Annotated in this window: 16 protein-coding genes; 12 read left to right on the top strand and 4 right to left on the bottom strand. The window is 61.7% G+C overall.

The annotated features are described in order from the left end of the window. Positions 1-128: 128 nt before the first annotated feature. On the bottom strand, positions 129-869 hold the full coding sequence (locus HMPREF2630_RS08850) for a DsbA family oxidoreductase (RefSeq protein ID WP_070484591.1): 741 nt from the start codon (positions 867-869) through the stop codon (positions 129-131). 236 nt (positions 870-1,105) lie between these two features. Then, entirely contained in the window at positions 1,106-2,221 is a 1,116-nt protein-coding gene (locus HMPREF2630_RS08845; protein WP_070484588.1) for a polysaccharide deacetylase family protein, read from the bottom strand. Positions 2,222-2,409: 188 nt separating this feature from the next. Between HMPREF2630_RS08845 and HMPREF2630_RS08840 the strand changes: the two genes are divergently transcribed. From HMPREF2630_RS08840 to HMPREF2630_RS08795, 10 genes are all read left to right on the top strand, one after another. Further along, positions 2,410-3,495 carry an App1 family protein gene (locus HMPREF2630_RS08840; RefSeq protein ID WP_049343013.1) on the top strand — a complete coding sequence of 362 codons (1,086 nt, stop codon included), beginning with the start codon at positions 2,410-2,412 and terminating at the stop codon, positions 3,493-3,495. A gap of 839 nt (positions 3,496-4,334) precedes the next feature. Further along, the gene (gene nrdH, locus HMPREF2630_RS08835) at positions 4,335-4,559 is read left to right on the top strand and encodes a glutaredoxin-like protein NrdH (RefSeq protein WP_049343012.1); all 225 of its coding nucleotides are present in this window, start codon (positions 4,335-4,337) and stop codon (positions 4,557-4,559) included. A 74-nt stretch (positions 4,560-4,633) separates the two neighbouring features. Beyond that, positions 4,634-5,164, top strand: a complete 531-nt coding sequence (gene nrdI, locus HMPREF2630_RS08830; RefSeq protein WP_049332502.1) for a class Ib ribonucleoside-diphosphate reductase assembly flavoprotein NrdI — start codon at positions 4,634-4,636, stop codon at positions 5,162-5,164. Further along, positions 5,137-7,317 carry a class 1b ribonucleoside-diphosphate reductase subunit alpha gene (nrdE, locus tag HMPREF2630_RS08825; protein WP_070484584.1) on the top strand — a complete coding sequence of 727 codons (2,181 nt, stop codon included), beginning with the start codon at positions 5,137-5,139 and terminating at the stop codon, positions 7,315-7,317. The genes nrdI and nrdE overlap by 28 nt, the downstream gene beginning before the upstream one ends. A 158-nt stretch (positions 7,318-7,475) precedes the next feature. Next, complete coding sequence (gene nrdF, locus HMPREF2630_RS08820) at positions 7,476-8,453, top strand: class 1b ribonucleoside-diphosphate reductase subunit beta (RefSeq protein WP_049343010.1); 978 nt, start codon at positions 7,476-7,478, stop codon at positions 8,451-8,453. A 274-nt stretch (positions 8,454-8,727) separates the two neighbouring features. Next, on the top strand, positions 8,728-9,771 hold the full coding sequence (locus HMPREF2630_RS08815) for a zinc-binding dehydrogenase (protein ID WP_070484580.1): 1,044 nt from the start codon (positions 8,728-8,730) through the stop codon (positions 9,769-9,771). 224 nt (positions 9,772-9,995) lie between these two features. Then, positions 9,996-11,708 carry a formate--tetrahydrofolate ligase gene (locus tag HMPREF2630_RS08810; protein ID WP_049343008.1) on the top strand — a complete coding sequence of 571 codons (1,713 nt, stop codon included), beginning with the start codon at positions 9,996-9,998 and terminating at the stop codon, positions 11,706-11,708. Positions 11,709-12,952: 1,244 nt separating this feature from the next. Beyond that, a complete protein-coding gene (locus HMPREF2630_RS08805) occupies positions 12,953-13,726 on the top strand; it encodes an MBL fold metallo-hydrolase (protein WP_070484577.1) in 774 nt (257 codons plus the stop codon). A gap of 141 nt (positions 13,727-13,867) precedes the next feature. After that, positions 13,868-16,756 carry an excinuclease ABC subunit UvrA gene (gene uvrA, locus HMPREF2630_RS08800; RefSeq protein WP_070484574.1) on the top strand — a complete coding sequence of 963 codons (2,889 nt, stop codon included), beginning with the start codon at positions 13,868-13,870 and terminating at the stop codon, positions 16,754-16,756. A 121-nt stretch (positions 16,757-16,877) separates the two neighbouring features. Then, positions 16,878-17,942, top strand: coding sequence for a GNAT family N-acetyltransferase (locus tag HMPREF2630_RS08795; protein ID WP_246822779.1), 1,065 nt, complete (start codon positions 16,878-16,880; stop codon positions 17,940-17,942). Positions 17,943-18,134: 192 nt separating this feature from the next. Here HMPREF2630_RS08795 and HMPREF2630_RS08790 read toward each other — a convergent pair whose 3' ends face one another. Both HMPREF2630_RS08790 and HMPREF2630_RS08785 read right to left on the bottom strand, forming a co-directional pair. Next, the gene (locus HMPREF2630_RS08790) at positions 18,135-19,616 is read right to left on the bottom strand and encodes a glycoside hydrolase family 1 protein (RefSeq protein ID WP_070484650.1); all 1,482 of its coding nucleotides are present in this window, start codon (positions 19,614-19,616) and stop codon (positions 18,135-18,137) included. Positions 19,617-19,841: 225 nt separating this feature from the next. Further along, positions 19,842-21,332, bottom strand: a complete 1,491-nt coding sequence (locus HMPREF2630_RS08785; RefSeq protein WP_070484571.1) for an anion permease — start codon at positions 21,330-21,332, stop codon at positions 19,842-19,844. Between the two features lie 250 nt (positions 21,333-21,582). On the opposite strand from HMPREF2630_RS08785, the gene HMPREF2630_RS08780 reads away from it, so the two are divergent. Both HMPREF2630_RS08780 and HMPREF2630_RS08775 read left to right on the top strand, forming a co-directional pair. Continuing rightward, positions 21,583-22,281 carry a lipoate--protein ligase family protein gene (locus HMPREF2630_RS08780; RefSeq protein WP_070484568.1) on the top strand — a complete coding sequence of 233 codons (699 nt, stop codon included), beginning with the start codon at positions 21,583-21,585 and terminating at the stop codon, positions 22,279-22,281. A 69-nt stretch (positions 22,282-22,350) separates the two neighbouring features. Next, a complete protein-coding gene (locus tag HMPREF2630_RS08775) occupies positions 22,351-23,241 on the top strand; it encodes a fumarylacetoacetate hydrolase family protein (protein ID WP_070484565.1) in 891 nt (296 codons plus the stop codon). Positions 23,242-23,465 lie beyond the last annotated feature (224 nt).

Genomic DNA, 23,465 nt, shown 5'->3' with positions numbered 1-23,465 from the left:
GTGCCGGTTCACGCAAGAACCGGCACAAGGGGGCTTCGCTCTATTAAGGTTTCTGAATTAGTTAGGGGTGCTAGGGGAGTAGCGCCCCGACCGGACAGCTCTAGTCAGAGCTCTAGCCAGAGCCACCGCTAGGAGCAGTTGCCGTTCATATCGCAGGAGGGACCCGCCTCCGCAGCATTGTTACCTGCCGCGTCACCAGCCGCACCCGCCAGAGGGTCCAAAAACTCAACACGGTGAGTCTCCTCCCACACCTGACGCAGCGCCTGCACCAGCACTTCCGCAGGCTGCGCACCACTGACCGCCCACTTCGACTCAATCAAAAAGAACGGCACACCATTAATGCCCAGCTGGCGCGCCAACTGCTCGTCAGCACGCACATCCGCCGCGTAACGGTCGCTCTTCAACACCGCCTCAACCTCGGCAGTATCCAGGCCAATCTCAGAAGCAATATCCAGAATCGACTCGTGATCCTGCACCGAACGGCCCTGCGTAAAGTACGCCAGCTTAAACGCCTCCTCCGCCGCCGACGCCAAACCCTGCTCCGCCGCATAATGAATCACGCGGTGCGCATCAAACGTGTTACCGTAGCGTGCCTGACGCCAATTGAAATCCAAACCCACCTCGCGGGCACGCTCCGCCAACGACTCCTGGCTCGCAATCGCCTGCTCCAACGACATCTGATACTTACCGGCAATCAGCTCGGGCAGCGAACCGGCAGGATGCTCCGTAGCCGACGGGTCCAGCTCAAAACTATGCCACACCACCTCAACCTCGTCGCGGTGCTCAAACTCGGCGAGCGCCTGCTCCAGGTTACGCTTGCCCACGTAGCAGAAGGGGCACACAATATCGGACCAAATATCAATACGCATGTTATCTATTCCTTTCATACTCGGATGCGGCACGCTGCCACCCTGTATGCTCACCCAACGCACGGACCACCCTGTTTATTCCCGCGCTACCCGCCCGATGTTCTCAGCGAGTCGGGGAAAGAAAACCGGCAGCGGTGGGCACGGCGAAGCCCCTTCCCTCCCGCGCAGGGAGAGAAGGGGCTTCCAATAATCACAGCCTCGAGTGCACCTCTCGGAATCACCCGATCCGAACCGGCCTAGCGGTTTGCCGCGGCGGGGGCACCCGCAGTGGCCGAGGCCGTGGTCGAACGCGAAGCCGCGGGCTGGGGCGGCTGGGATGCGCGCGTGGTGGCGGCCGGCTGCGAGGGGGTCCTGGTTGCGGCTACCTCATCCTCGTACCGGGGGGTCGGGGCCGGAGTAGGAGTGGGGGTGGGGGTCGGCGAGGGAGCCTCGGTCGTTGCCTCCGCGGAGGGAGTCTCGCTCGGCTCGGGGGTTGCGGTCGGGCTGGGAGCCGCTGCCTTAATCTCCTCCTCCGAGGCGTCGCCGTAGTAGTCGCGGATCGTGACCGGGGTCAGGCCGCGCTCGTCCAGCAGGCCCTTGAGCTTATCCAGAATCGGAATAATCGTCTCGTAGTTCAGGTGGCCCAGAACAATCTGCTGCGGAAGCATATAGCGCAGCGAACGCATGTAAATCACGCGGGCGCTGGTCTTTGCCTCGTCGCCGGTCGTGCCGTTCCACATGACCGGGCGGGTAAAGCCAATCTCACCGGCGGCCTTCAGCACGGCCTCGTTATAACGGCCGTACGGCGGGCGGAAGTAGGGCTTAGACGAGACACCGAAGATGCTCATAATCTCGTCCTCGTTGCGCTGCAACTCCTCCTTCACGCCCTCGGCGTCCAGGGTGGTCAGGTCGGTGTGGTTGTAGGTGTGATTCGCAATCTGAATCTGCCCGCTCTGAACCAGCGGACGGAGAATATCAACGTTGTTCTTGAAACCCACGTACGAGGCGTTAATAAAGAAGGTCAGGCGAGTATTCGTACGCTTGGAGAACTCGGCATAGCCGCGAATAGCCTCGGGGCTGGCACCGTCGTCAACCGTCCACGCGATGTACTTGCCCTCACCCACGAGAGCGTTGCCCACGCCGGGCCACTCGCGCGGCTTATCAATCGGGTTACCGGTGACGGACTGGGTCGGCGAGTTCGTGGCTACAGGTCGGGGAGTAACGGAGGGGCTATCGCTACCGGCCTGGTAGGGAGTAAAGTTGCCGCTCGTGCTGTCGTAGTCGTTATTCGACTTGTTCGAGCAGGCTGCGATGAGCGGAAGCATAGCGGTGCCGAGCACAAAAAGTCGGCGGTTAGGCTGTGAGTGGATCATACCTTCCAGGATAACGCCCGCGTGGGTCCTACAAGAACCTGAACAGCCCCGCCGCCCTAAATAATGCGCATATCACAGCGGGGTCACGTTCTCACCCGCGTATTTAAAGGTATCGACGTGCTGGGCTCGGCCCGCGAGGGGACGGGCTCAGTTACACTAGTGGGGTAAGAGTCTGAGGGGATAACGAATTGCGCAACCTAGTCAATGACGCCGCTGACGAGGCGGTTAACATCGGTTACCGCGTGGCCGACCGCCTGCATAGGTGGCGCGAGAAGCGCGCTATCGCCGCCGGCCGCGAGCCGATTCTTGTTCCCAGCGAGGGGTACGGACGAGTTGCATCCGAAGGGAACCCGGGTTGGGTTCGTATCATCGCCCGAGCCCTCTACAACACGGTCGACCTTGAGCGACTCCTGCAGGTCGTGGAGGGAACCCAAGACACCGCCAATCCCATGCGAGGCTGGCGTGCCTTCACCGCGATCGCTATGTCGGATGCACCGGTCACCATCGTTATCGGCGGTACCAAGTACGAGGCGTACACCGACCGCGGCGGCGTGCTCGACGTGAAGCTTGAGATCGACCTGGAACCCGGCATGCACGAGGTCATCATGTACGTGCCCGGGTCGCGCGCCGTAGCCACCAGCGTTTACATCGTGCCGGAGTCGCAGAAGCTAGGCGTCATCATGGACGTCGACGACACTGTCATGGTGACCATGCTGCCGCGCCCCCTCGTGGCCGCCTGGAATTCCTTCGTGCTCGACGAGCACGCGCGCATCCCGACCCCCGGCATGGCCGTCATGACCGACCGTATTCGCCGTAGTGAGCCGAACGCGCCGTTCATGTACCTGTCCACCGGTGCGTGGAACATTACCCCGACCCTGCGCCGATTCCTGAGCCGTAACGGCTACCCGCGCGGCACGTTCCTGCTCACCGACTGGGGGCCGACCCCCGACCGCTGGTTCCGGTCCGGCACCAAGCACAAGGTGGATTCCCTGCAGCGCCTGGTTGAGGAGTTCCCGCAGATGAAGTGGATCCTGGTTGGTGACGACGGGCAGCGCGACCCGTATATCTACAACGGCTTCGCGGTGCGTTACCCGGACAACGTGGCGGCCATCGTGATTCGTAACCTGACGGTGGGGGAGTCCGTGCTCGCCTCGGGCCGCGTGTGGAGCGACCACCGCGCCGAGCAGATGATGCGCTCACCCCTGTGGATTGAAGCCACCGACGGCGTGACGCTCAGCAAGAAGCTACGCGATCTGGGAATCATCGACTTCTAGACGTTCTCAGCTGCACGTTTTGCGCCCACGCATACCCTATATGCGGTGAAGGCCGGCCACTCCAGCACGGGTGGTCGGCCTTCTCTGCGTACTGAGCTCTGTAGGCTCCAAGCCCGCCCCGGACCCTGCCCCGAAGATTCCGGTTCGTCCATCGGGGCTGTGGGGTGTTTAAGGCTTAACCAACTTAAACCAACGACACACCGGCCAGTCGCGAAGAGTTAAAAATCTTTTGTACAGCTTTAATCACACCCCTTCGTCGCGGTCAGCCCCCGGGTTAAGGGCTCATTAAGAAAACCTGTTCGTCTTTAAAACCCCGTCGTTCCGCGTCATGCTGGGCGAGTGTTAAACCTGCGCTTAAATCAAGCCCGAGGAATACGGCCCCGGACGTCTTAAAACGTCAGAGGGGTTAAAAGCACCCTAAGAAACGAGCGGGGAGGGCCAACCAAAATGCCGCCCAACTTAAAACCCACCTGTGGATAACCCCGCGAGGTCCCCGAAAATCCGGCGAACTCCACCACCGGGCGGGTGTGGATAAGCCCGCGAGGCATCCCATTAAGTGGGTTCGGCTGTGGGTTTATCGAACGAAACACGACCCGTACACCACATCATCTTGTGGTGCAGAAATTTCTTGGCACTAGATGTAGTATTAATACTCGGTTCCACCGCTTAGGCCCCTCGGGGCCCTCCCCGCAGAACCGCGAGGCAACAGATCCGCCCCCGCACGACGGGCGGCACCGCCCCGGCAGGGTAGAGGTACGACGGTGGAGCCCCTAGGAAAACACGCCAGAATCATTCACAAGATAAACCCGCCTGAGCGGGAGAAAGTATGAGGCACTCTCATGGTAGTGACCGTGTACACCAAGCCCCAGTGCGTTCAGTGCAACATGACCTACCGCGCCCTCGACGCGAAGGGTATCAGCTACACCAAGGTTGATATCACCGAAGACACTCAGGCCCTTGAGATGGTTAAGTCCCTCGGCTACCTGCAGGCCCCCGTCGTCATCGCAGGCGAGGAGCACTGGTCCGGTTTCCGCCCCGATAAGATCAACGCTTTGGAAGCGTAAATCCAGCCGAAACCCACATAAACGGAATCGGCGTCACACAGCCATACCGGCACATACGAAGTAAGGAGCTCACGTTGAGTACCGTCCTCACGCCCAACCCCGCAGATGAACACGCAGAAATCCGCAAGATTCTCATGGATGCGCGTAACTCCTCTGAGGGTCGAGCGACCGAGGCTCTGGCGGACGCATCCGCGCCACTCGTCGTGTATTTCTCCTCCATCTCCGGCAACACCCACAAGTTCGTGGAGAAGCTTCGTGCTCGCCGTCTCCGCCTGCCCCTGCGCACCGGCGAAGACACCCTGGTGCTTGATGAGCCCTTCGTGCTGATCGTTCCCACCTACGGCAAGCCCGAAGGTGCAGGCAATGTTCCCCCGCAGGTGGTAAAGTTCCTAAACGTGGATCAGAATCGCGCGAACATGCTCGGTGTGATTGGATCCGGCAACACTAACTTTGGCCCGCTCTTCGGCATCGCGGCAGATATCGTCGCGAAGAAATGCAACGTGCCCGTGCTCTTCAAGTTCGAGCTCATGGGTACCGAAGCAGATGTAGAAAAAGTCAACGAAGGATTGGAAGCATTTTGGACGCAAAACTGCCCTCAGCACTAGAGACTCTCGGTGCGAGCCACACCGGCAACACCGTACCCGAGAAGTTCCGGGGTATGAGCTACCACGAGCTGAACGCTCTGCTGAACCTCTACGATGAGAACGGCAAGATTCAGTTCGACGCCGACCGCCAGGCAGCACGTCAGTACTTCCTGCAGCACGTCAACAACAACACCGTGTTCTTCCACGACCTGGAAGAGAAGATTGAGTACCTGATCGAGAACCAGTACTACGAGCCTGAGCTCTTCGAGAAGTACAACTTCCAGTTCATCAAGAACCTGTTCAAGCGCGCCTACGCCGTGAAGTTCCGCTTCCCGACCTTCCTGGGTGCCTTCAAGTTCTACACCTCCTACGCGCTCAAGACCTTCGACGGTCAGCGCTACCTGGAGCGCTTCGAGGACCGCGTCTGCATGGTGGCGCTGCTGCTGGCAGAGGGTAACGAGAAGCTGGCCGAGGAGATCGTGGACGAGATTATCTCGGGCCGCTTCCAGCCGGCCACCCCGACCTTCCTCAACGCGGGCAAGAAGCAACGCGGCGAGCTGGTCTCCTGCTTCCTGCTGCGCATGGAAGACAACATGGAATCCATCGGTCGTTCCATCAATTCGGCCCTGCAGCTCTCTAAGCGCGGCGGTGGCGTGGCATTCGCCCTGACCAACCTGCGCGAATCCGGCGCGCCCATCAAGAAGATTGAGAACCAGTCTTCGGGCGTTATCCCCGTCATGAAGCTGCTGGAGGACGCCTTCTCCTACGCTAACCAGCTGGGTGCACGTCAGGGCGCCGGCGCGGTGTACCTGCACGCACACCACCCCGACATCTACTCTTTCCTGGATACCAAGCGCGAGAACGCCGACGAGAAGATTCGTATCAAGACCCTCTCCCTGGGTGTCGTGATCCCCGATATCACCTTCGAGCTGGCCAAGAAGAACGAGGACATGTACCTCTTCTCCCCGTACGATGTGGAACGCATCTACGGTGTGCCCTTCTCCGACATCAACGTCTCCGAGAAGTACTACGAAATGGTCGACGATGCACGCATCACCAAGACCAAGATTAACGCTCGCGAGTTCTTCCAGACCATCGCGGAGATTCAGTTCGAGTCCGGTTACCCGTACGTGATGTTCGAGGACACCGTCAACCGCGCGAACCCCATCGCCGGTAAGGTCATCATGTCGAACCTCTGCTCCGAGATTCTGCAGGTTTCCGAGCCGTCCACCTACCACGCCGACCTCGGCTACGAGACCGTCGGTAAGGATATTTCCTGCAACCTCGGTTCGCTGAACATCGCCCTCACCATGGACGGCGACGACTTCGGCAAGACCGTGGAGACCGCAATCCGCGCGCTCACCTCCGTCTCGGACCAGTCCGATATCCGCTCCGTGCCGTCCATCGAGCGTGGCAACAAGATGAGCCACGCCGTGGGCCTGGGCCAGATGAACCTGCACGGCTACCTGGCACGCGAGCACGTCTTCTACGGTTCCGAAGAGGCGCTGGACTTCACCAACATGTACTTCTACACCGTGACTTACCACGCAATCCGCACCTCCATGCTGCTCGCTAAGGAGCGCGGTGAGTGTTTCGAGGGCTTCGAGAACTCGAAGTACGCCTCCGGTGAGTTCTTCGCCAAGTACATCGAGAAGGAATGGGCACCGCAGACCGAACGTACCCGCGAGCTGTTCGCCAAGCACCACATCCCCACCCGCGAGGAGTGGATTCAGCTGGCAGCCGACGTCGCACAGCACGGCATGTACAACCAGAACCTGCAGGCCGTTCCTCCGACCGGCTCGATTTCCTACATCAACGGTTCGACCTCTTCGATTCACCCGATTGCTTCGAAGATTGAGATCCGCAAGGAAGGCAAGCTCGGCCGCGTCTACTACCCGGCACCGTACATGACCAACGACAACCTGGAGTACTACCAGGACTCGTACGAAATTGGTTACGAGAAGATCATCGACACCTACGCCGTGGCAACCCAGCACGTGGACCAGGGCCTGTCGCTGACCCTCTTCTTCCGCGATACCGCCACCACCCGCGATATCAACCGCGCCCAGATTTACGCATGGCGTAAGGGCATCAAGACCATCTACTACATCCGTCTGCGTCAGATGGCTCTTGAGGGTACCGAGGTTGAAGGCTGCGTATCCTGCATGCTCTAGGCCCGAACGTCGGAGACATTCAGCCTGAGCTGACACACCATAACTACTAAAGGGGGCGGGGCGGCCGGCCCGCGGCTCCGCGCGATTCAGGGTGACTCGCGCGGAGCCTGACGCGGCCCAGATGAGTCGTCACCGCCCCCAAGAATCGGAGAATTATCATGAGCGAAAAGGTGAAGCTCGTCGACCACGTCGTTGAGGCCATCAACTGGAACCGCATCGAGGATGAGAAGGACCTCGAGGTTTGGGACCGCCTGACCGGTAACTTCTGGCTGCCGGAGAAGGTGCCGCTGAGCAACGACGTGCCCTCCTGGAAGACCCTGACCGACGAAGAGAAGCAGCTGACCATGCGCGTCTTCACCGGTCTGACCCTGCTGGACACCATCCAGGGCACCGTCGGTGCTGTGTCCCTGCTGCCGGACGCCGTGACCGCACACGAGGAGGCCGTGTACACCAACATCGCGTTCATGGAGTCCGTGCACGCGAAGTCGTACTCCTCGATCTTCTCGACCCTCGCCTCCACCAAGGAAATTGACGAGGCATTCCGCTGGGCTTCTGAGAACGAGCACCTGCAGAAGAAGGCCAAGATCATCCTGGCCTACTACACCGGTGATGACCCGCTGAAGAAGAAGGTTGCCTCGACCCTGCTCGAGTCCTTCCTGTTCTACTCGGGCTTCTACCTGCCCATGTACTGGTCCTCGCACGCGAAGCTGACCAACACCGCCGACCTGATTCGTCTGATTATTCGTGACGAGGCTGTGCACGGCTACTACATCGGCTACAAGTTCCAGCGTGGCCTGGCCAAGGAGACCCCGGAGCGTCAGGCAGAGCTGAAGGAGTACACCTTCAACCTGCTGTACGAACTGTACGAGAACGAAATCGCTTACACCCACTCCCTGTACGACGGCGTGGGTTGGAGCGAGGACGTGAAGAAGTTCCTGCACTACAACGCCAACAAGGCCCTGATGAACCTGGGCTACGAGGCAATGTTCCCGGCTACCGTGACCAACGTTTCGCCGGCCATCCTCTCGGCGCTGTCCCCGAATGCTGACGAGAACCACGACTTCTTCTCCGGTTCCGGCTCCTCCTACGTGATTGGTAAGGCTGTGAACACCGAGGACGAGGACTGGGACTTCTAAGCACCCTTTCTTGCCTTGAGATATAAGGCTTGACAAACCGAGCGGAACCCCCGCGTGTCCACTGTGGATGCGCGGGGGTTCCGCCGTTTAACCAGGCCATTTAACCTGCCAGGATGCAGTGGGCAAGCGCTAGGGAAGCGGGGGAGCGGCACCCTGGTTCCAGCTGTGGGCACCTCGCTACAAACTCTTCACCCCGTAGCATAAAAGACTGTTGATATATCGGGGTGCGGGGCGTACTGTGGAACCACTATCCCCAAATCCTGGAAGGAACATCATGCGTTCAGTCGTCATGGAAGCCCCCGGTAAGGTCGTCGTCAACGAGGTCGACAAGCCGACCCTGCTCGAACCCACCGACGCCATCATCAAGCTCGCGGCTTCCTGCATCTGCGGCTCCGACCTGTGGTCTTACCGCGGCGCACAGCCTGTCGACCACCGGGCAATGGGCCACGAATACATCGGCGAGGTCGTCGAAGTAGGCTCCGAGGTCACCACCGTAGCCCCCGGCGACTTCGTCGTAGGCTCCTTCTGCATCTCCTGCGGCGAATGCGAAACCTGCACCGCGGGCTACCCCTCCCGCTGCCTGAAGGCAATCGCAGCAGGCGACGCCTTCATCGGTGCACGCTCCAACGGCACCCAGGCAGAGTACGCCCGCGTGCCCTTCGCGGACGGCACCCTCGTCAAGACCCCCGCCGCACCCACCGCGGAGCAGATTCCGCACCTGATGGCTGCCTCCGACGTGCTCGGCACCGGCTGGTACGCGGCAGACGCCGCCGGCGCAGCCCCCGGCAAGACCATTGTCGTCGTCGGCGACGGCGCGGTTGGTCTGAGCGCAGTCATCGGCGCTAAGCAGCTCGGCGCGGAGAAGATCATCATCATGTCCCGTAACCCCGAGCGTCAGGCGCTCGCCAAGGAATTCGGCGCAACCCACATCGTGGAGGAGCGCGGTGAGGAGGGCATCGCCAAGGTCATGGAGCTCACCGACGGCGTGGGCGCGCACGGCGTGGCGGAGGCTGTCGGCACCCAGCAGTCCTTCGACCAGGCTCTTGGATGCGTGCGCCACGGCGGCTACATCGGCTTCGTGGGCGTGCCGCACGACAGCTCCATCGGTACCGATGCTCTCTTCGGCAAGCAGGTGCACCTGGAGGGTGGCCCCGCCCCCGTGCGCAAGTACCTGCCGACCCTCATCGACCTGATTTACAAGGGCGAAATTGAGCCCGGTAAGGTCTTCGACCTGGTCCTGCCCATCGACGAGGCCCCCAAGGGCTACGAGGCAATGGACCAGCGCACCGCCACCAAGGTGCTGCTGACCATGCCGTAATAGCTGGTCGTAGAGCCGGTTCCTGTACCGGCAATCCGGCATGTACGCGTTACTCATCCCCGCATCCGACCCTGCCCACTCCATGTGAGCGTAGGGTACCGGAGGCGGGGATGACTTTGGTTAAAAACCACTTTCTTGATGCGCGGGACGGCGAGGTGAGGGACAAATGCGTGAGCTAACACATAGAATGAAAGAGCATGATTCGTACAACTCGAAGGATGACAATGACGAAGAAGCCTTTCCCCTCCGACCTCGAAATCGCGCTTGCTGCCGATCTGTGGCCGATTAGCAAGATCGCAGCAGAGAGCGGCATCAGCGAAGATCGCCTCGAGCCCTACGGCAAGTACGTCGCCAAGGTTCTGCTCGACGAAAGCACCAACGCAGAGACCGCCCGCAAGCGCGGCTCCAAGTACATTGTGGTGACTGCGGTGACCCCGACCCCGCTTGGCGAAGGCAAGACCGCGACCTCCGTCTCCCTCGCACAGGGCTTCGCACAGACCGGCCGCAAGGCTGCGCTGGCTCTGCGTCAGCCCGCAATGGGCCCGACCTTCGGCATCAAGGGCGGTGCCGCAGGTGGTGGCTACTCTCAGATTGTCCCCATGGAGAAGCTGAACCTGCACCTGACCGGCGACTTCCACGCCGTGACCGCGGCCCACAACCTGCTGGCCGCAATGATTGACAACCACCTGCACCACGGCAACGAGCTGCGCATCGACCCGCGCGCAATCGAGTGGCGCCGCGTTATCGACATGAACGACCGCTCCCTGCGCAACATCGTCGTGGGCCTGGGCGAGCGCATGGACGGCGTGGTCCGCGAGACCGGTTTCGACATCACCAGCGCCTCCGAAATCATGGTGATTCTCTCGCTGGCCACCTCCTTCAAGGACCTGCGCGAGCGCCTGGCCAAGATCGTGATTGGCCTGAACTACGACGGCGAGCCCGTCACCGCGGCCGACCTGAAGGCTGACGGCGCAATGTCCGTGATTCTGGCCGACGCCATCAACCCGAACCTGCTGCAGACCCTGGAGCACACCCCGGCCCTGATTCACGCCGGCCCCTTCGGCAACATCGCAACCGGTAACTCCTCCGTGGTTGCCGACTACGTGGGCCTGGAGTACTCCGACTACGTGATTACCGAGGCTGGCTTCGGTGCCGACATGGGTGCCGAGCGTTTCTTCAACGTCAAGTGCCGCGTCTCCGGTCTGAAGCCGGACGCCGCAGTGCTGGTCGTGACCGTGCGCTCCCTGAAGTCCCACTCCGGCCTGTACAAGATTGTTCCGGGCAAGCCCCTGCCCGAGGGCATGCTGCAGGAAAGCCCCTCCGATGTGGAGAAGGGCGCGGAGAACCTGAAGAAGCACATCGAGATTGTGCGCGACTTCGGTGTTCAGCCGGTCGTGGCCATTAACGCCTTCCCGACCGACTTCGATTCCGAGCACGAGACGATTCGCCGTATCGCCGAGGAGGCCGGCGCTCGTGTGGCCATCCACCACGGTGTGGCCGAGGGCGGTAAGGGCACCATCGACCTGGCGAACGTTGTGGCCGAGGCCTGCGACGACGTTTCGGACCTGAAGTACACCTATGATCTTGAGGACTCCATCGAGACCAAGATTGAGAAGGTCGCGACCAAGGTCTACGGCGCGGACGGCATTTCGATTGCTCCGGCTGCCGCTAAGCAGCTCAAGCGCTTTGCGGAGCTGGGCTACTCGCACCTGCCCGTGGTCATTGCGAAGACCCACCTGTCCATCTCTTCGGATGCATCGCTGAAGGGTGCACCGACCGGTTGGACCCTGCCCGTGCGCGAGGTTCGCCTGGCTGCCGGTGCCGGCTACGTCTACGCAATCTGCGGCACCATGCGCACCATGCCGGGCCTGAGCAAGAGCCCCGCGGCTGAGCGCATCGGCTTCGACGAGAACGGCGTGATGGTCGGCCTGTCCTAAGACGGCTGTTTCAGCTAATCTGTAGCTGGTAAGAGGCGGCGTTCCTTCCCTAGAGCGGGGGAGGGGCGCCGCCTTTCTGCGCGCCGTGTGCCGATATGGGGTCTGCCGGGTGGTGATCTAGCCCCGTAGGTGATGCTGATTCGTCGGTTGTTTTCGCCGCTCGTCGTCTGTGGAGAGCTCCGCTAGGTGGCTTGAAGACCATCCTCACAATGAGCTGGAGGGTTTATTTACGGGGTGATATACGGACTGTAAGGGGTTGCCATGAGGGGCCCTTTCGGGGTCTGTAAATCTTAAATTGGTCTGTATGTGTTATTTTTCCTCCTCGATATTTGCTTGAGCCTTATCTTTCGTTAAACACCCTCTGGAGGTTGATTTTTAAGCGAGTCATGCACCTGCATTTTGTGAAAATATGGCTTTGACTAGTATTTTTTCTTTTTCGTGAAAATTTTCGAGGTTGCACTTTTGGGTCCATGGAAGGGTGGATGACGAAGCCTTTGTTTATAAAAGCGTTGGCCAACTGGGGGTTTTTAGGGGTGGAGCAGACCAATAAGATTTCCCATTGGAGGCTTTTGTGGGCTGTTTTGTGGCGGGCAATGCGAAGGGATGTGATCAAAACGAGGTGAAAAGTAGTTGCTTCAACTAGAAAGTTTCTTTAGGTTTAGGTTGATATTCCGCGGAATATCAAGGGAAAACGGGGTATTCAACCCTCGTAAAAGTCTCAGTGGGACCCCCTGAGAAAGATGCACCTGAGTGTCAAATTGAGGGAAAGCTAAAAATTTTTTTCAGTGATATGGCTCACTTATTGGAGCTGAAAAATAAAATTGGTACGTATGGATATCCTAAAAAACGGGTGGAATTATTACAGAACGGTTACAGTGAGGCTCCGGTCACTTAAATTGGCACTCCGTACCAAAATGACTCGCCGGACAGGGTGAAAAAACTCCGCTATGATGGATGCATCAAGTAATCGTGAGATTTCCAAAGTCCTCGGGTTGCTTGTGTTTGAGTGAGTGATAGATACCCCTGGGTGTCATGAGAAGCGACTGTGTATCGATGCACGGTCGCTTCTCTGTTTAACTTTTAAAATTCAAGCGGTGCCTCGACCGGAACCTCATCCGAGCTGCACCCGTCCCGGGCAAAGGCTGTGCGTTCAAAGTCGAGCGCACCCAAGAAACCGCCGAGGCGCATCCCGCAGGGGAGTACCCCGGCACCTCCTCAACCGGAACACCCCCTACACTGGAAGTATGACTACATACCCCGAATCCACACTCATCTTCGAGAACCCCGAACTGACCGTGCGCGCGCTCAGTGTTTCCGAGATGGACAATAGCGTCTACCTCATCACCATGCGCGCCACGGGCGAACAGGTACTCATCGACCCGGCCGCAGAAGCCGAGGAGCTCTACGCCTTCACCCTCGATGCACTACTTCAGGACTGCCCGCAGCTGGAACTCACCGATGCCGAGGACCGCCGCGTGCGCGTCATGGAGAAGGAAGAAGACTTTGATGCCCTCAAACCCCGCGCAATCGGCCTGACCGGCATCCTGGTTACCCACGGCCACTGGGACCACATTCGCGCCATTGCCGAGCTCGAGAAGCTCACTGGCGCAATCACCTCCGCCGGGGATGCCGATGCCGACGCCATTAAGGAGCAGGAGAACTTCGAAGTGGAGGAGCCCCTGCACGGTGGTGAGGTCTTCGACTTCTACCTCTCCGACACCGTGGTGCGCGCCCTGCATGTGCCCGGTCACACCCCTGGATCCATCGTCTACACCCTCGAAACCGCCTGGGAAGACGGCACTCCCGCAACCCTGCTGTTCACCGGCGACTCGCTCTTCCCCGGTGGCGTGGGCAAGACTGACTCCCCGCAGCAGTTCGGTGAGCTCTTCTCTAACGTGCTCGAAAAGCTCTTCGGCGGCTTCGAAGACGATGCAATCGTGCTGCCCGGCCACGGTCGCTCCACCACCCTCGGCGACGAGCGCCCCCACCTGGAAGACTGGGGCACCCGCGGCTGGTAAACCGCGCCTGGCGAATTGCGCCTCCTAGTCCGCCTCATATAAGTACTGCACCCTCATGCCTTCACCGGTCGCATAATCCCGCCGGTGAAAGTCGTGAGGGTGTAGAATTTAAGTTCGAAGATTAAGACGAAAGGATTTTCGATGACACCCCGCCCGGCACACGGAAGCACCGCGCTCAAACCCAATGACCTGACCAGTATTCGTGTGCAGGGTGCCCGAGAAAACAACCTTAAGAACGTAGACCTGACCATCCCGCGTGACGCGATGGTCGTCTTCACGGGCCTCTCCGGCTCCGGCAAGTCCTCCCTCGCCTTCGACACCATCTTCGCCGAGGGCCAGCGCCGCTACGTCGAGTCGCTCTCCTCCTACGCCCGCATGTTCCTGGGCCAGGTTGACAAGCCCGATGTCGACTTCATCGAGGGTCTCTCCCCGGCGGTGTCCATCGACCAGAAGTCCACCTCCAAGAACCCCCGCTCGACCGTCGGCACCATCACCGAAATCTACGACTACATGCGTCTGCTCTGGGCGCGCATCGGCCACCCGCACTGCCCGGTCTGCGGCGAGGAAATCACCCAGCAGACCCCGCAACAGATCGTAGACATCCTGCAGGAGTACCCCGAACGCACCCGCCTGCAGATTCTCGCGCCCGTCGTCAGCGCACGCAAGGGCGAGTTCGTAGACCTCTTCAAGGACCTGCTCACCCAGGGCTACTCGCGCGCCCGCGTGGACGGCGAAACCGTACAGCTCTCCGACCCGCCCAAGCTCGCCAAGCAGTACAAGCACACCATCGAGGTGGTCGTCGACCGCATCGTCATTAAGGACGGTATTCACCAGCGCCTGACTGACTCCATCGAAACCGCGCTCAAGCTCGCCGACGGCCGCGTGCTCATCGACTTCGTGGACCGCGAGCAGGACGACCCCGAACGCACCCGCTCCTTCAGCGAAAACCTCGCCTGCCCCAATAACCACCCGCTGCAGATCGACACCATCGAGCCGCGCGCCTTCTCCTTCAACTCGCCGTTCGGCGCGTGTAGCGCCTGCGACGGCATCGGCTCGCGCCTGGAAGTCGACACCGAACTGCTCGTACCCAACCCCGACCTGACCCTCGGCGAGGGCGCCATCGCCCCCTGGTCGCAGGGCAAGGCCACCACCGAATACTGGCTACGCCTGCTCGCAGGCCTGGGGGAGGAGCTCGGCTTCGACCTGAACACCCCCTTCAAGGACCTGCCCGCCAAGACCCGCGCCGCCATCCTGGACGGCAAGGACTACAAGGTTGAGGTGTCTTACCGCAACCGCTTCGGCCGCGAACGCCGCTACACCTCCGGATTCGAAGGCGTGAAGGCGTACATCAAACGCAAGCACGAAGAAACCGAATCGGACTTCGCCCGCGACCGCTACGAACAGTACATGCGCCAGGTCGCCTGCCCCTCCTGCGGTGGCGCGCGCCTGAACCCGACCATCCTCGGCGTGAAGGTCGGCGGCCAGTCCATCGCAGACATTACCGACCTGTCCCTTGCTGACGCGCTCGCCTTCGTGCGCGGCCTGCAGCTCAGCGCCCGCGAAGCCAAGATCGGCGAGCAGGTCCTCAAGGAAATTGACGCGCGCCTGCAGTTCCTGCTGGACGTGGGCCTGGACTACCTGACCCTCTCACGCTCCGCCGGTACGCTCTCCGGCGGTGAGGCGCAGCGCATCCGCCTCGCCACCCAGATTGGTTCGGGCCTGGTCGGTGTGCTCTACGTGCTCGACGAGCCCTCCATCGGTCTGCACCAGCGCGACAACCGCCGACTCATCGAGACCCTGACCAAGCTGCGCGATATGGGCAACACCCTCATCGTGGTCGAGCACGACGAAGACACCATGCGCGAGGCCGACTGGATCGTGGACGTCGGGCCCGGCGCGGGCGAGCACGGCGGCGAAATCGTGCACTCCGGCAGCTTCGAGGACCTGCTGAAGAACACCCGATCCATTACCGGCGACTACATGGCTGGCCGCCGCCGCATCGAGGTGCCCGCCTCCCGCCGACCCGTGGACAAGAAACGCCAGCTGACCGTGCGCGGTGCCCGCGAAAACAACCTCAAGAACGTGACCGTGTCCTTCCCGCTGGGCGTGTTTACCGCGGTGACCGGCGTGTCCGGCTCGGGCAAATCCACCCTGGTCAACGACATTCTGTACACCTCCCTGGCGAACAAGCTCAACGGCGCCAAGCAGGTGCCCGGCCGCCACAAGAGCATCGACGGCCTGGAGCACCTGGACAAGGTCATTCACGTGGACCAGTCGCCCATCGGTCGTACCCCGCGCTCGAACCCCGCCACCTACACCGGCGTGTTCGACCACATCCGCAAGCTGTTCGCAGAGACCAGCGAAGCGAAAATGCGAGGCTACACCCCCGGCCGATTCTCCTTCAACGTCAAGGGTGGCCGCTGCGAGGACTGCTCCGGCGACGGCACCCTGAAGATTGAAATGAACTTCCTGCCGGACGTGTACGTGCCCTGCGAAACCTGCCACGGCAAGCGCTACAACCGCGAAACCCTCGAGGTTCACTACAAGGGCAAGACCATTGCCGACGTGCTCGAAATGCCCGTGGAAGAAGCCGCAGAGTTCTTCGCCGCGTTCACCCCGATTGCGCGCCACCTGAACACCCTCGTGGATGTGGGCCTGGGCTACATTCGCCTGGGTCAGCCCGCAACCACCCTCTCCGGCGGTGAGGCGCAGCGCGTGAAGCTCGCCACCGAGCTGCAGAAGCGCTCCAACGGCCGCTCCATCTACGTGCTGGACGAGCCGACCACCGGCCTGCACTTTGAGGACATCCGCAAGCTGCTCGCCGTGCTGCAATCGCTGGTGGACAAGGGTAATAGCGTCATCACCATCGAGCACAACCTGGACGTCATCAAGTGCGCTGACTGGATTATCGACATGGGTCCCGAAGGCGGTAGCGGCGGCGGCACCGTCATCGCCGAGGGCACCCCGGAGCACGTGGCGACCGTCAAAGGCTCGCACACCGGCGCCTTCCTGGCAGAGATTCTGAACTAGTCGAGAACTTGAACTAAAGGAAAGTTACGTGACCGACACTCAAGGAAACACACCTGCTCAAGGAGTTGCCCGAGGCGCTACGAGCTTTGGCGCGCGTCGTGGCGTCGTGAACCGTGGTGCCGTGACCACTCTGGACCGGGCGCGGCACATCCTGCACACCCAGCTTGAGGCGGACTTCTGCCAGGCGCCCGGCTCGATTAGTCGCGCCCTTCAAGAGCTACGCGACTACCCGGAAGCCGAGAGCCTGCCGCTACTCGCCACCGTGCAGCCGCCCTCCGAGAAGATGGGCGCCGCACGCCGCCGCAACGACGACATCTGGGAGTTGCGCGTCGCCAACTACGCGAGCGTAGGCATTCTCTGCGCCAAGCACCCGCGCGTACTCGAAAAGGCCATCGACTACATGCTCGGCGACCAGTCGAACTGGCTCGGCGATTACGCGCAGCTGCGCCAGCTCAACGAACTGCTCACCCCCTACACCCAGCAGGTTAGCGGCACGAGCATCTACTATACGCCCGGCCGCGCCCTGCTGAACTCGGTCGTACCCGAGGGCGTGAAGGCGCAGGAGGTCAAGTGCGCCGTGCCCGGTGTGGGCATGATGCGCCGCGTCGACCCCGCCGAGCTGAAGGCGGCACTGCTTGCCGAAATTACCGGCGAGCGCACTATTCGCAGGGAGGCGAACGCCTCCGCGGGGGCGCTTGAGGTTGCCCCGGAGGATACGGAAGCGCGCGTAACCCGCCTGCGCGTGGACCTGCTGAGCGAAGAGCAGATTGAGTCGTTCCGCGGGGATAAGCGTTACTCAAACGCCCTGGGCTTTAGCGTGACCCGCCCGGATGTGCTGGTGCTCGCCGCATACCCGGTGGATGAGAACGCATCTAAGGCACCTGATGCACCCGCGGCGGGGGAGAGCCCCGCAAATGCCGACCCGGTAGCCATGGTTGGCCTGAGCGACGATTCGCCGATTATGCGCCAGATTGGCATTGACGTGCTGCCCGCCTTCCGCGGCGCGGGTATTGCGAGCGCCCTGGTGCGAGATGCCGCACGCCTGACCCTGGCGGAGGGTTACCTGCCGTTCTACGGTACGAGCCCGTCGCACATGCTGTCGCAGCGGGTTGCGATGAACGCGGGGCTGGTGCCGACCTGGTGGGAGTACGTGTCCACCAGCCTGAACGACCTGCCCCTGGACTAGAATTGCCCGCGCTGGGTATAACGGACAATAGGTACGCAGCATATGCGCGAAAGCCCCCGAGATCAGAGTCTCGGGGGCTTTTTGCTGCTGAGTTTCGCGTGTTAGCCGCGCGGGGTTCAGCGTGCCGGGATTTTCGCGGAGTTCAGCGTCTAGAGTCGCCGCATAAGGAACAACGTCTAGAACCTTGACCGGTTACAGCTCCGCGCCGTTGCTGGCAATCACCTCGCGGTACCAGTGAAAGGACTTCTTACGGTAGCGCGCCAGGGTGCCGGTGCCGTCGTCGTTGCGGTCCACGTAGATGAACCCGTAGCGCTTGGACATCTGCGCTGTCGAGGCGCTAATCATGTCGATGCAACCCCAGGTGGTGTAGCCGAGCACGTTCACGCCGTCCTCAATCGCCTCGCGTACCGCGTGCAGGTGCTGGCGCAGGTAGTCGATGCGGTAGTCGTCCTCCACGGTGAGCTCGCCGTTCACCTCGACCAGTTCGTCGCGGGCACCCAGGCCGTTCTCCACGATGAACAGCGGCTTCTGCCAACGGTCCCAATACTGGTTGAGGACCACGCGCAGGCCGGTCGGGTCGATCTGCCAACCCCATTCGCTCGCGGGCAGGGTCGGATTTGTTACGCCGCCGATGATATTGCCTTCGCCGCGCTCGCCGCGTGCCGGGTCGCCGGACGCGCAGGTGGACATGTAGTAGCTGAACGACACAAAATCCACGGTGTTCTTCAGGTCCTCGCGGTCCTGCTCGGTGATGTTCAGCTCCACGCCCTTCTCACGCAGGGCACGCAGGAAGTAGCCGGGGTAGGCGCCGCGCACGTGCACGTCACCGAACGCGAAGTTCGCCTGCTCCGCCTGCATGGCGGCGAGCACGTCCGCGGGGTCGGGGGTGAGCGGGTAGGTGGGCATGGCAAGAATCATGCAACCGACCTGGGCGCCCGGTGCCAGTTCGCGTGCCGCAGCGGTGGCGCGTGCGGAGGCGACCAGCTCATGGTGCATCGCCTGGTAGAGGTCGGCGTCGCTGAGCTGCTCCGCCGGGGTGTTGATGCCGCCGGACATGAACGGCAGGTGCAGCATCGAGTTGATTTCGTTGAAGGTCAGCCAGTACCTCACGCGCTTGCCGTAGCGGGCGAACACGGTGCGGGCGTAGCGTTCGTAGAAGCCGATGAGCTCGCGGCTGGTCCAGCCGTTGTACTGCTCGACCAGGTGCAGCGGGGTTTCGTAGTGGCTGAGGGTGATGAGCGGCTCCATGCCGTGCTTTTCGAGCTCGTCGAGCACGCGGTCGTAGAAGGCGAGGCCCGCCTCGTTGGGGGTTTCTTCGTCGCCGCGGGGGAAGATACGCGACCAGGCGATGGAGAAGCGGAAGACCTTAAAACCCATCTCCGCGAGCAGGGCGATGTCTTCACGGTAGCGGTGGTAGAAGTCGATGCCCTCCAGCTTGAGGTTGTCCTCGGTGGGTTCCGCGGTGCGCGGGTACAGGCCGCCGGCGGGCAACACATCCTGCAGGCTGGGGCCCTTGCCGTCTTCGTTCCAGGCGCCCTCGAACTGGTTGGCGGCGGTGGCGCCTCCGAAGAGGAAGCCGGCGGGGAACGCGCCGAGCGGCTGCGGCTCGGTCAGCGTCGGGTTGGAGTTGGGCAGAGCGGTGGTTTGGGCGGTGATGTGCTGGTCCTGATGCACGGCGTCCTCCAAGGTGTTTTGGGGTTTTCTTCTACCCTAGCGGAGGGGGTGGGGGATTGCTAGGTTCTGTGCTGTTTTCGGGCATTATGCGGGTATGCGAAAGCCCGGTGTTCTCACACGAAAATTCACGTGAGAACACCGGGCTTTTACGCGGTGCTCCTATACAGCGCTTTTACGCTGAGCTAGGCTTTTACGCTGAGCTAAGCCGCCGCTGGGCCTGCGCTACTAGTTGGCGAAGCCGAGCGCGAACAGCCACGCGGTACCGACCGCACCCCAGACGACGAGGTTCACGATAGCCGCCATGAAGCCGATCTTGAACCATTCGCCCACGCTGAAGTAGCCGGAACCGTAGTACACGCCCGCCGGGCCGGAGGCGTAGTGGGTGATGCCGCCAATCAGGTTGCCCATGAAGCCGAGGAACAGAGCCGCAAACATCGGCGGAACACCCGCCGCGACGGCCGCGCCGAGGAACACAGCGTACAGGGCCACGATCTGGGCGGTGTTCGAGGCGAACATGTAGTGAATGAAGAAGTAGGCCAGAACCAGCACGGTGAAGGCCAGGGGCCAGGCCATGCCGCTGACGCTGTGGGCGGCCTGCTGGCCAATCCAGTCCACGACCTTGAGCTTCTTGAGGTGGTCGGCCATGCCGACGAGCACGGCGAAGAAGATGAGGGTGGACCAGGCGCTGGAGTTCTTCGCCATGTCCTTCCAGGTCAGAACCTTGGTCACCAGCAGAATACCGATGCCGAAGAAAGCGGCGCTGGTGGCGTCAATACCCAGAGCGGTACCGGTCACCCACAGGATTAGCAGCAGCACGAAGGTGCCGAGCATAATCCATTCCTTGGAGCTCATGGGGCCCATTTCGTGCAGTTCCTGGCGGGCGTGCTCGGGTGCGTCCGGGGTCTTCTTGATGGTCGGCGGGTAAATCTTCGACATGATCCACGGCATGACAATCAACGCGGCAAGACCGGGAACGATTGCTGCGAGCGCCCAGGTACCCCAGTCGAGGTTGATGTTGTGGTCGTGCGCGAACTTCTGCGCCAGCGGGTTACCCGCCATCGCGGTCAGGAACATGGCGGAGGTGATGGTGTTGACCTGCGCCTCGGTCATGAGCAGGTAGGAGCCGAGCTTACGGCGCGATTCGGGGGTCTCGTTGGTGGAGCCGTTGACCTCGGAGAGGGAACGGATAATCGGGTAAATCACGCCACCGGCACGCGCGGTGTTGGAGGGGGTGGCGGGGGCGAGGACCAGGTCGGTGATGGCCATGCCGTAGGACAGGCCGAGGGAGGACTTGCCGAGCGCACGCACGAACAGCAGTGCGATGCGCTTGCCCAGACCCGTAATGAGGAAGCCGTCGGCGATGAAGAAGGCGGCCACGATAATCCAGATGGAGGAGTTGCCGAAGCCGGTCAGCGCCTCATTCTTGGCGGCCATCGTGCCGGTAATCATGGCGACGGCCAGGCCCACGAGAGCCACGGACGGGGTGGGCAGCGGCTGGAAAATCAGGCCGAGAATGGTGCCGACGAAGATGGCGAGCATGTGCATGCCGCGTGGGTCGACGCCTTCGGGGGCGGGAACGAACCAGAGGGCGAGGGTGACGGCTACGATGATGGCAACCTGCACGATAAGTTTCGTGCGCTTGGACTTCGCCGCCTTCACCTCCTCGGCGGATGCGGCGGTGGGCGCCGCTGCGTTGGCGGGGGTGGACTGTGTCATGGTCCGATCTCCTTTGCGAAACGTACAGGTTGGCGCGCTCGGGGAGGGGTTCTCACCGGGCGCGGAGTGCGTTTCTTCTGCGTTGTCATGCTGTGTCTATGTGCTCGGTGCGGCTGTGTGGGGTATCGCACCCTAGCACCTTTAATCTTAGCGTTTGGGGGTGCCATGCTGAAGGGGTAAGCCGGCGCATTTGAACAGGTGAGCATTTTTCTGCGCGGGCGTTTTTGCCGCCGCCGGTAAGATAGAAAACGTGCAGATTATTCGAGAAACCACGCCCGAGTCGGGTGATATCCTCATTCACCACGAGCAGACGGTGCAGATGCTCCGCGAGGTCGCAAGCGGCCAGCGCGAAGCGACCCTACGCATGTACCAACCGAACCCCACGGTGGCGTTCGGCCGCCGTGACGAGCTGAACCCCGGATTCGCCGATGCCGTGGCCGCGTGCGAGGAGCACGGCTTTAGAACCCTGGTGCGTAAGGTGGGCGGCCACGCCGCCGCGTACCACCGCGGATGCCTGGTAGTGGACCACTTCCAGCCGGCCACCGACGCCCGCAGCGGCAACACGGTGCGCTATCGGCTCTTCGGTTCCATGTTCGCTCAGGCCCTGCGCGAGGTCGGCGTGGACGCACGCGTGGGCGAGATCCCGGGGGAGTACTGCCCCGGCGAGTACTCGGTGCACGCGCAGCTTCCCGCCTCCGCAGGTGGTGGCCGCATTAAACTGGTCGGCACGGCCCAGCGCGTGGTGAGCGGCGGCTGGTGGTTCAGCACGGGCATCGTGGTTTCCGATTCGGCTTCGCTGCGGGCGGTCACCGCGGACGTGTACCGCGCCCTCGGCATGGAGCTCAACCCGGCAACGGTGGGCGCGGCGCAGGATGCGAACCCGAGCCTGCTCATGGAGGACCTTGAGGACGCCATCGTGGAGGCCTACGCGAGCCACGGCTTCAAGTAGGCGGCCCGAGCGGGAACGCCGGAACATCCGTACACAGTAAACGCACTAGAGTAAAGCAAAGGAGCGCATATGCGTTGGGCACAGATTAAAGACGAGAAGGGCAGCCGCGCCGTCTGTTTCTTTGAGGAAACGGTCTACGAGCTGCCGGCCAAGTTGAGCCCTCTGCTCAATTTCTACAGCCGGTTCCGCTTGAACTTTGGCGACCCGAAGAACGCGCTGTCGATTCTGAAGGAGAACGGTGCGACGGTCATGGGCCACGGCGAGCAGCTCTGGGAATCCCTGCCCTTCGTGCGCCCGCTGGATAAGCCCGGCAAGGTCGTGTGCGCGGGCCTGAACTACCGCGACCACGCCGAAGAGATGAACCTGCCGGTGCCCGAGTACCCGGCGCTCTTTGCGAAGTTCTCGAACGCGCTCATCGGCCCGAATGATCAGATTCGCATGCCCGCCGACGACGGCACGGGTAGCACGAAGGTCGACTGGGAGGTTGAGCTGGGCCTGGTGGTTGGGGTGCGCCTGCGCAACGCCACCGAGGAGCAGGCGCTTGAGGGTCTGATGGGTTACACGGTCATCAACGATGTGTCGGTGCGTGACTGGCAGGGGCGTTCTTCGGAGTGGTTCCAGGGTAAGAACTGGGATGCGATGACTCCGTTCGGCCCGGTCATCGTGAGCGCCGACGAGGTGGATCCGCTTGCCGGCCTGGAGCTGACCTGCGCGGTGGACGGTGAGGTTCGTCAGCGCGGCTCGACCGCGGACATGCTGTTCAGCCCCGCGTACCTGCTGTCGTATATTTCGCGGTTCATGACCCTTGAGCCCGGCGATATCGTGGCCACGGGTACGCCCGCCGGCGTGGGGCTTTCGTTGCATCCGCGCCGGTGGCTGAAGCCGGGGCAGGAGGTGCGCACCCGCATCGAGGGCATCGGCGAGCTGGTGAATGTCTGCTCGGAGGCGGGCGCGCTGTAGGGGAGTGCCTGCAGGATAGGGACGATGCGGGATCGGTTCGGCCGATACGGTTTCGTGCCGGTTCCTGTTGAAAAGGCCCGGATTGCGGCCCTTCGCACGGGTCCTCAGAAGGCCTTCAGAACCGAATACTTATGCATCCCATCCGTGTCGGCAAGGCGCGGGTGGGATGTCTTTTTATGCCTTATCTGCCTAGTGGAAACCGCGCAATGGGGATTACATTCTAG

The organism is Rothia sp. HMSC072B03 (assembly GCF_001809565.1).
GTDB classification, from domain to species: domain Bacteria; phylum Actinomycetota; class Actinomycetes; order Actinomycetales; family Micrococcaceae; genus Rothia; species Rothia mucilaginosa_A.
The sequence above is the reverse complement of the archived record's forward strand: the minus strand, read 5'-3'. Positions and strand labels throughout refer to the sequence as shown.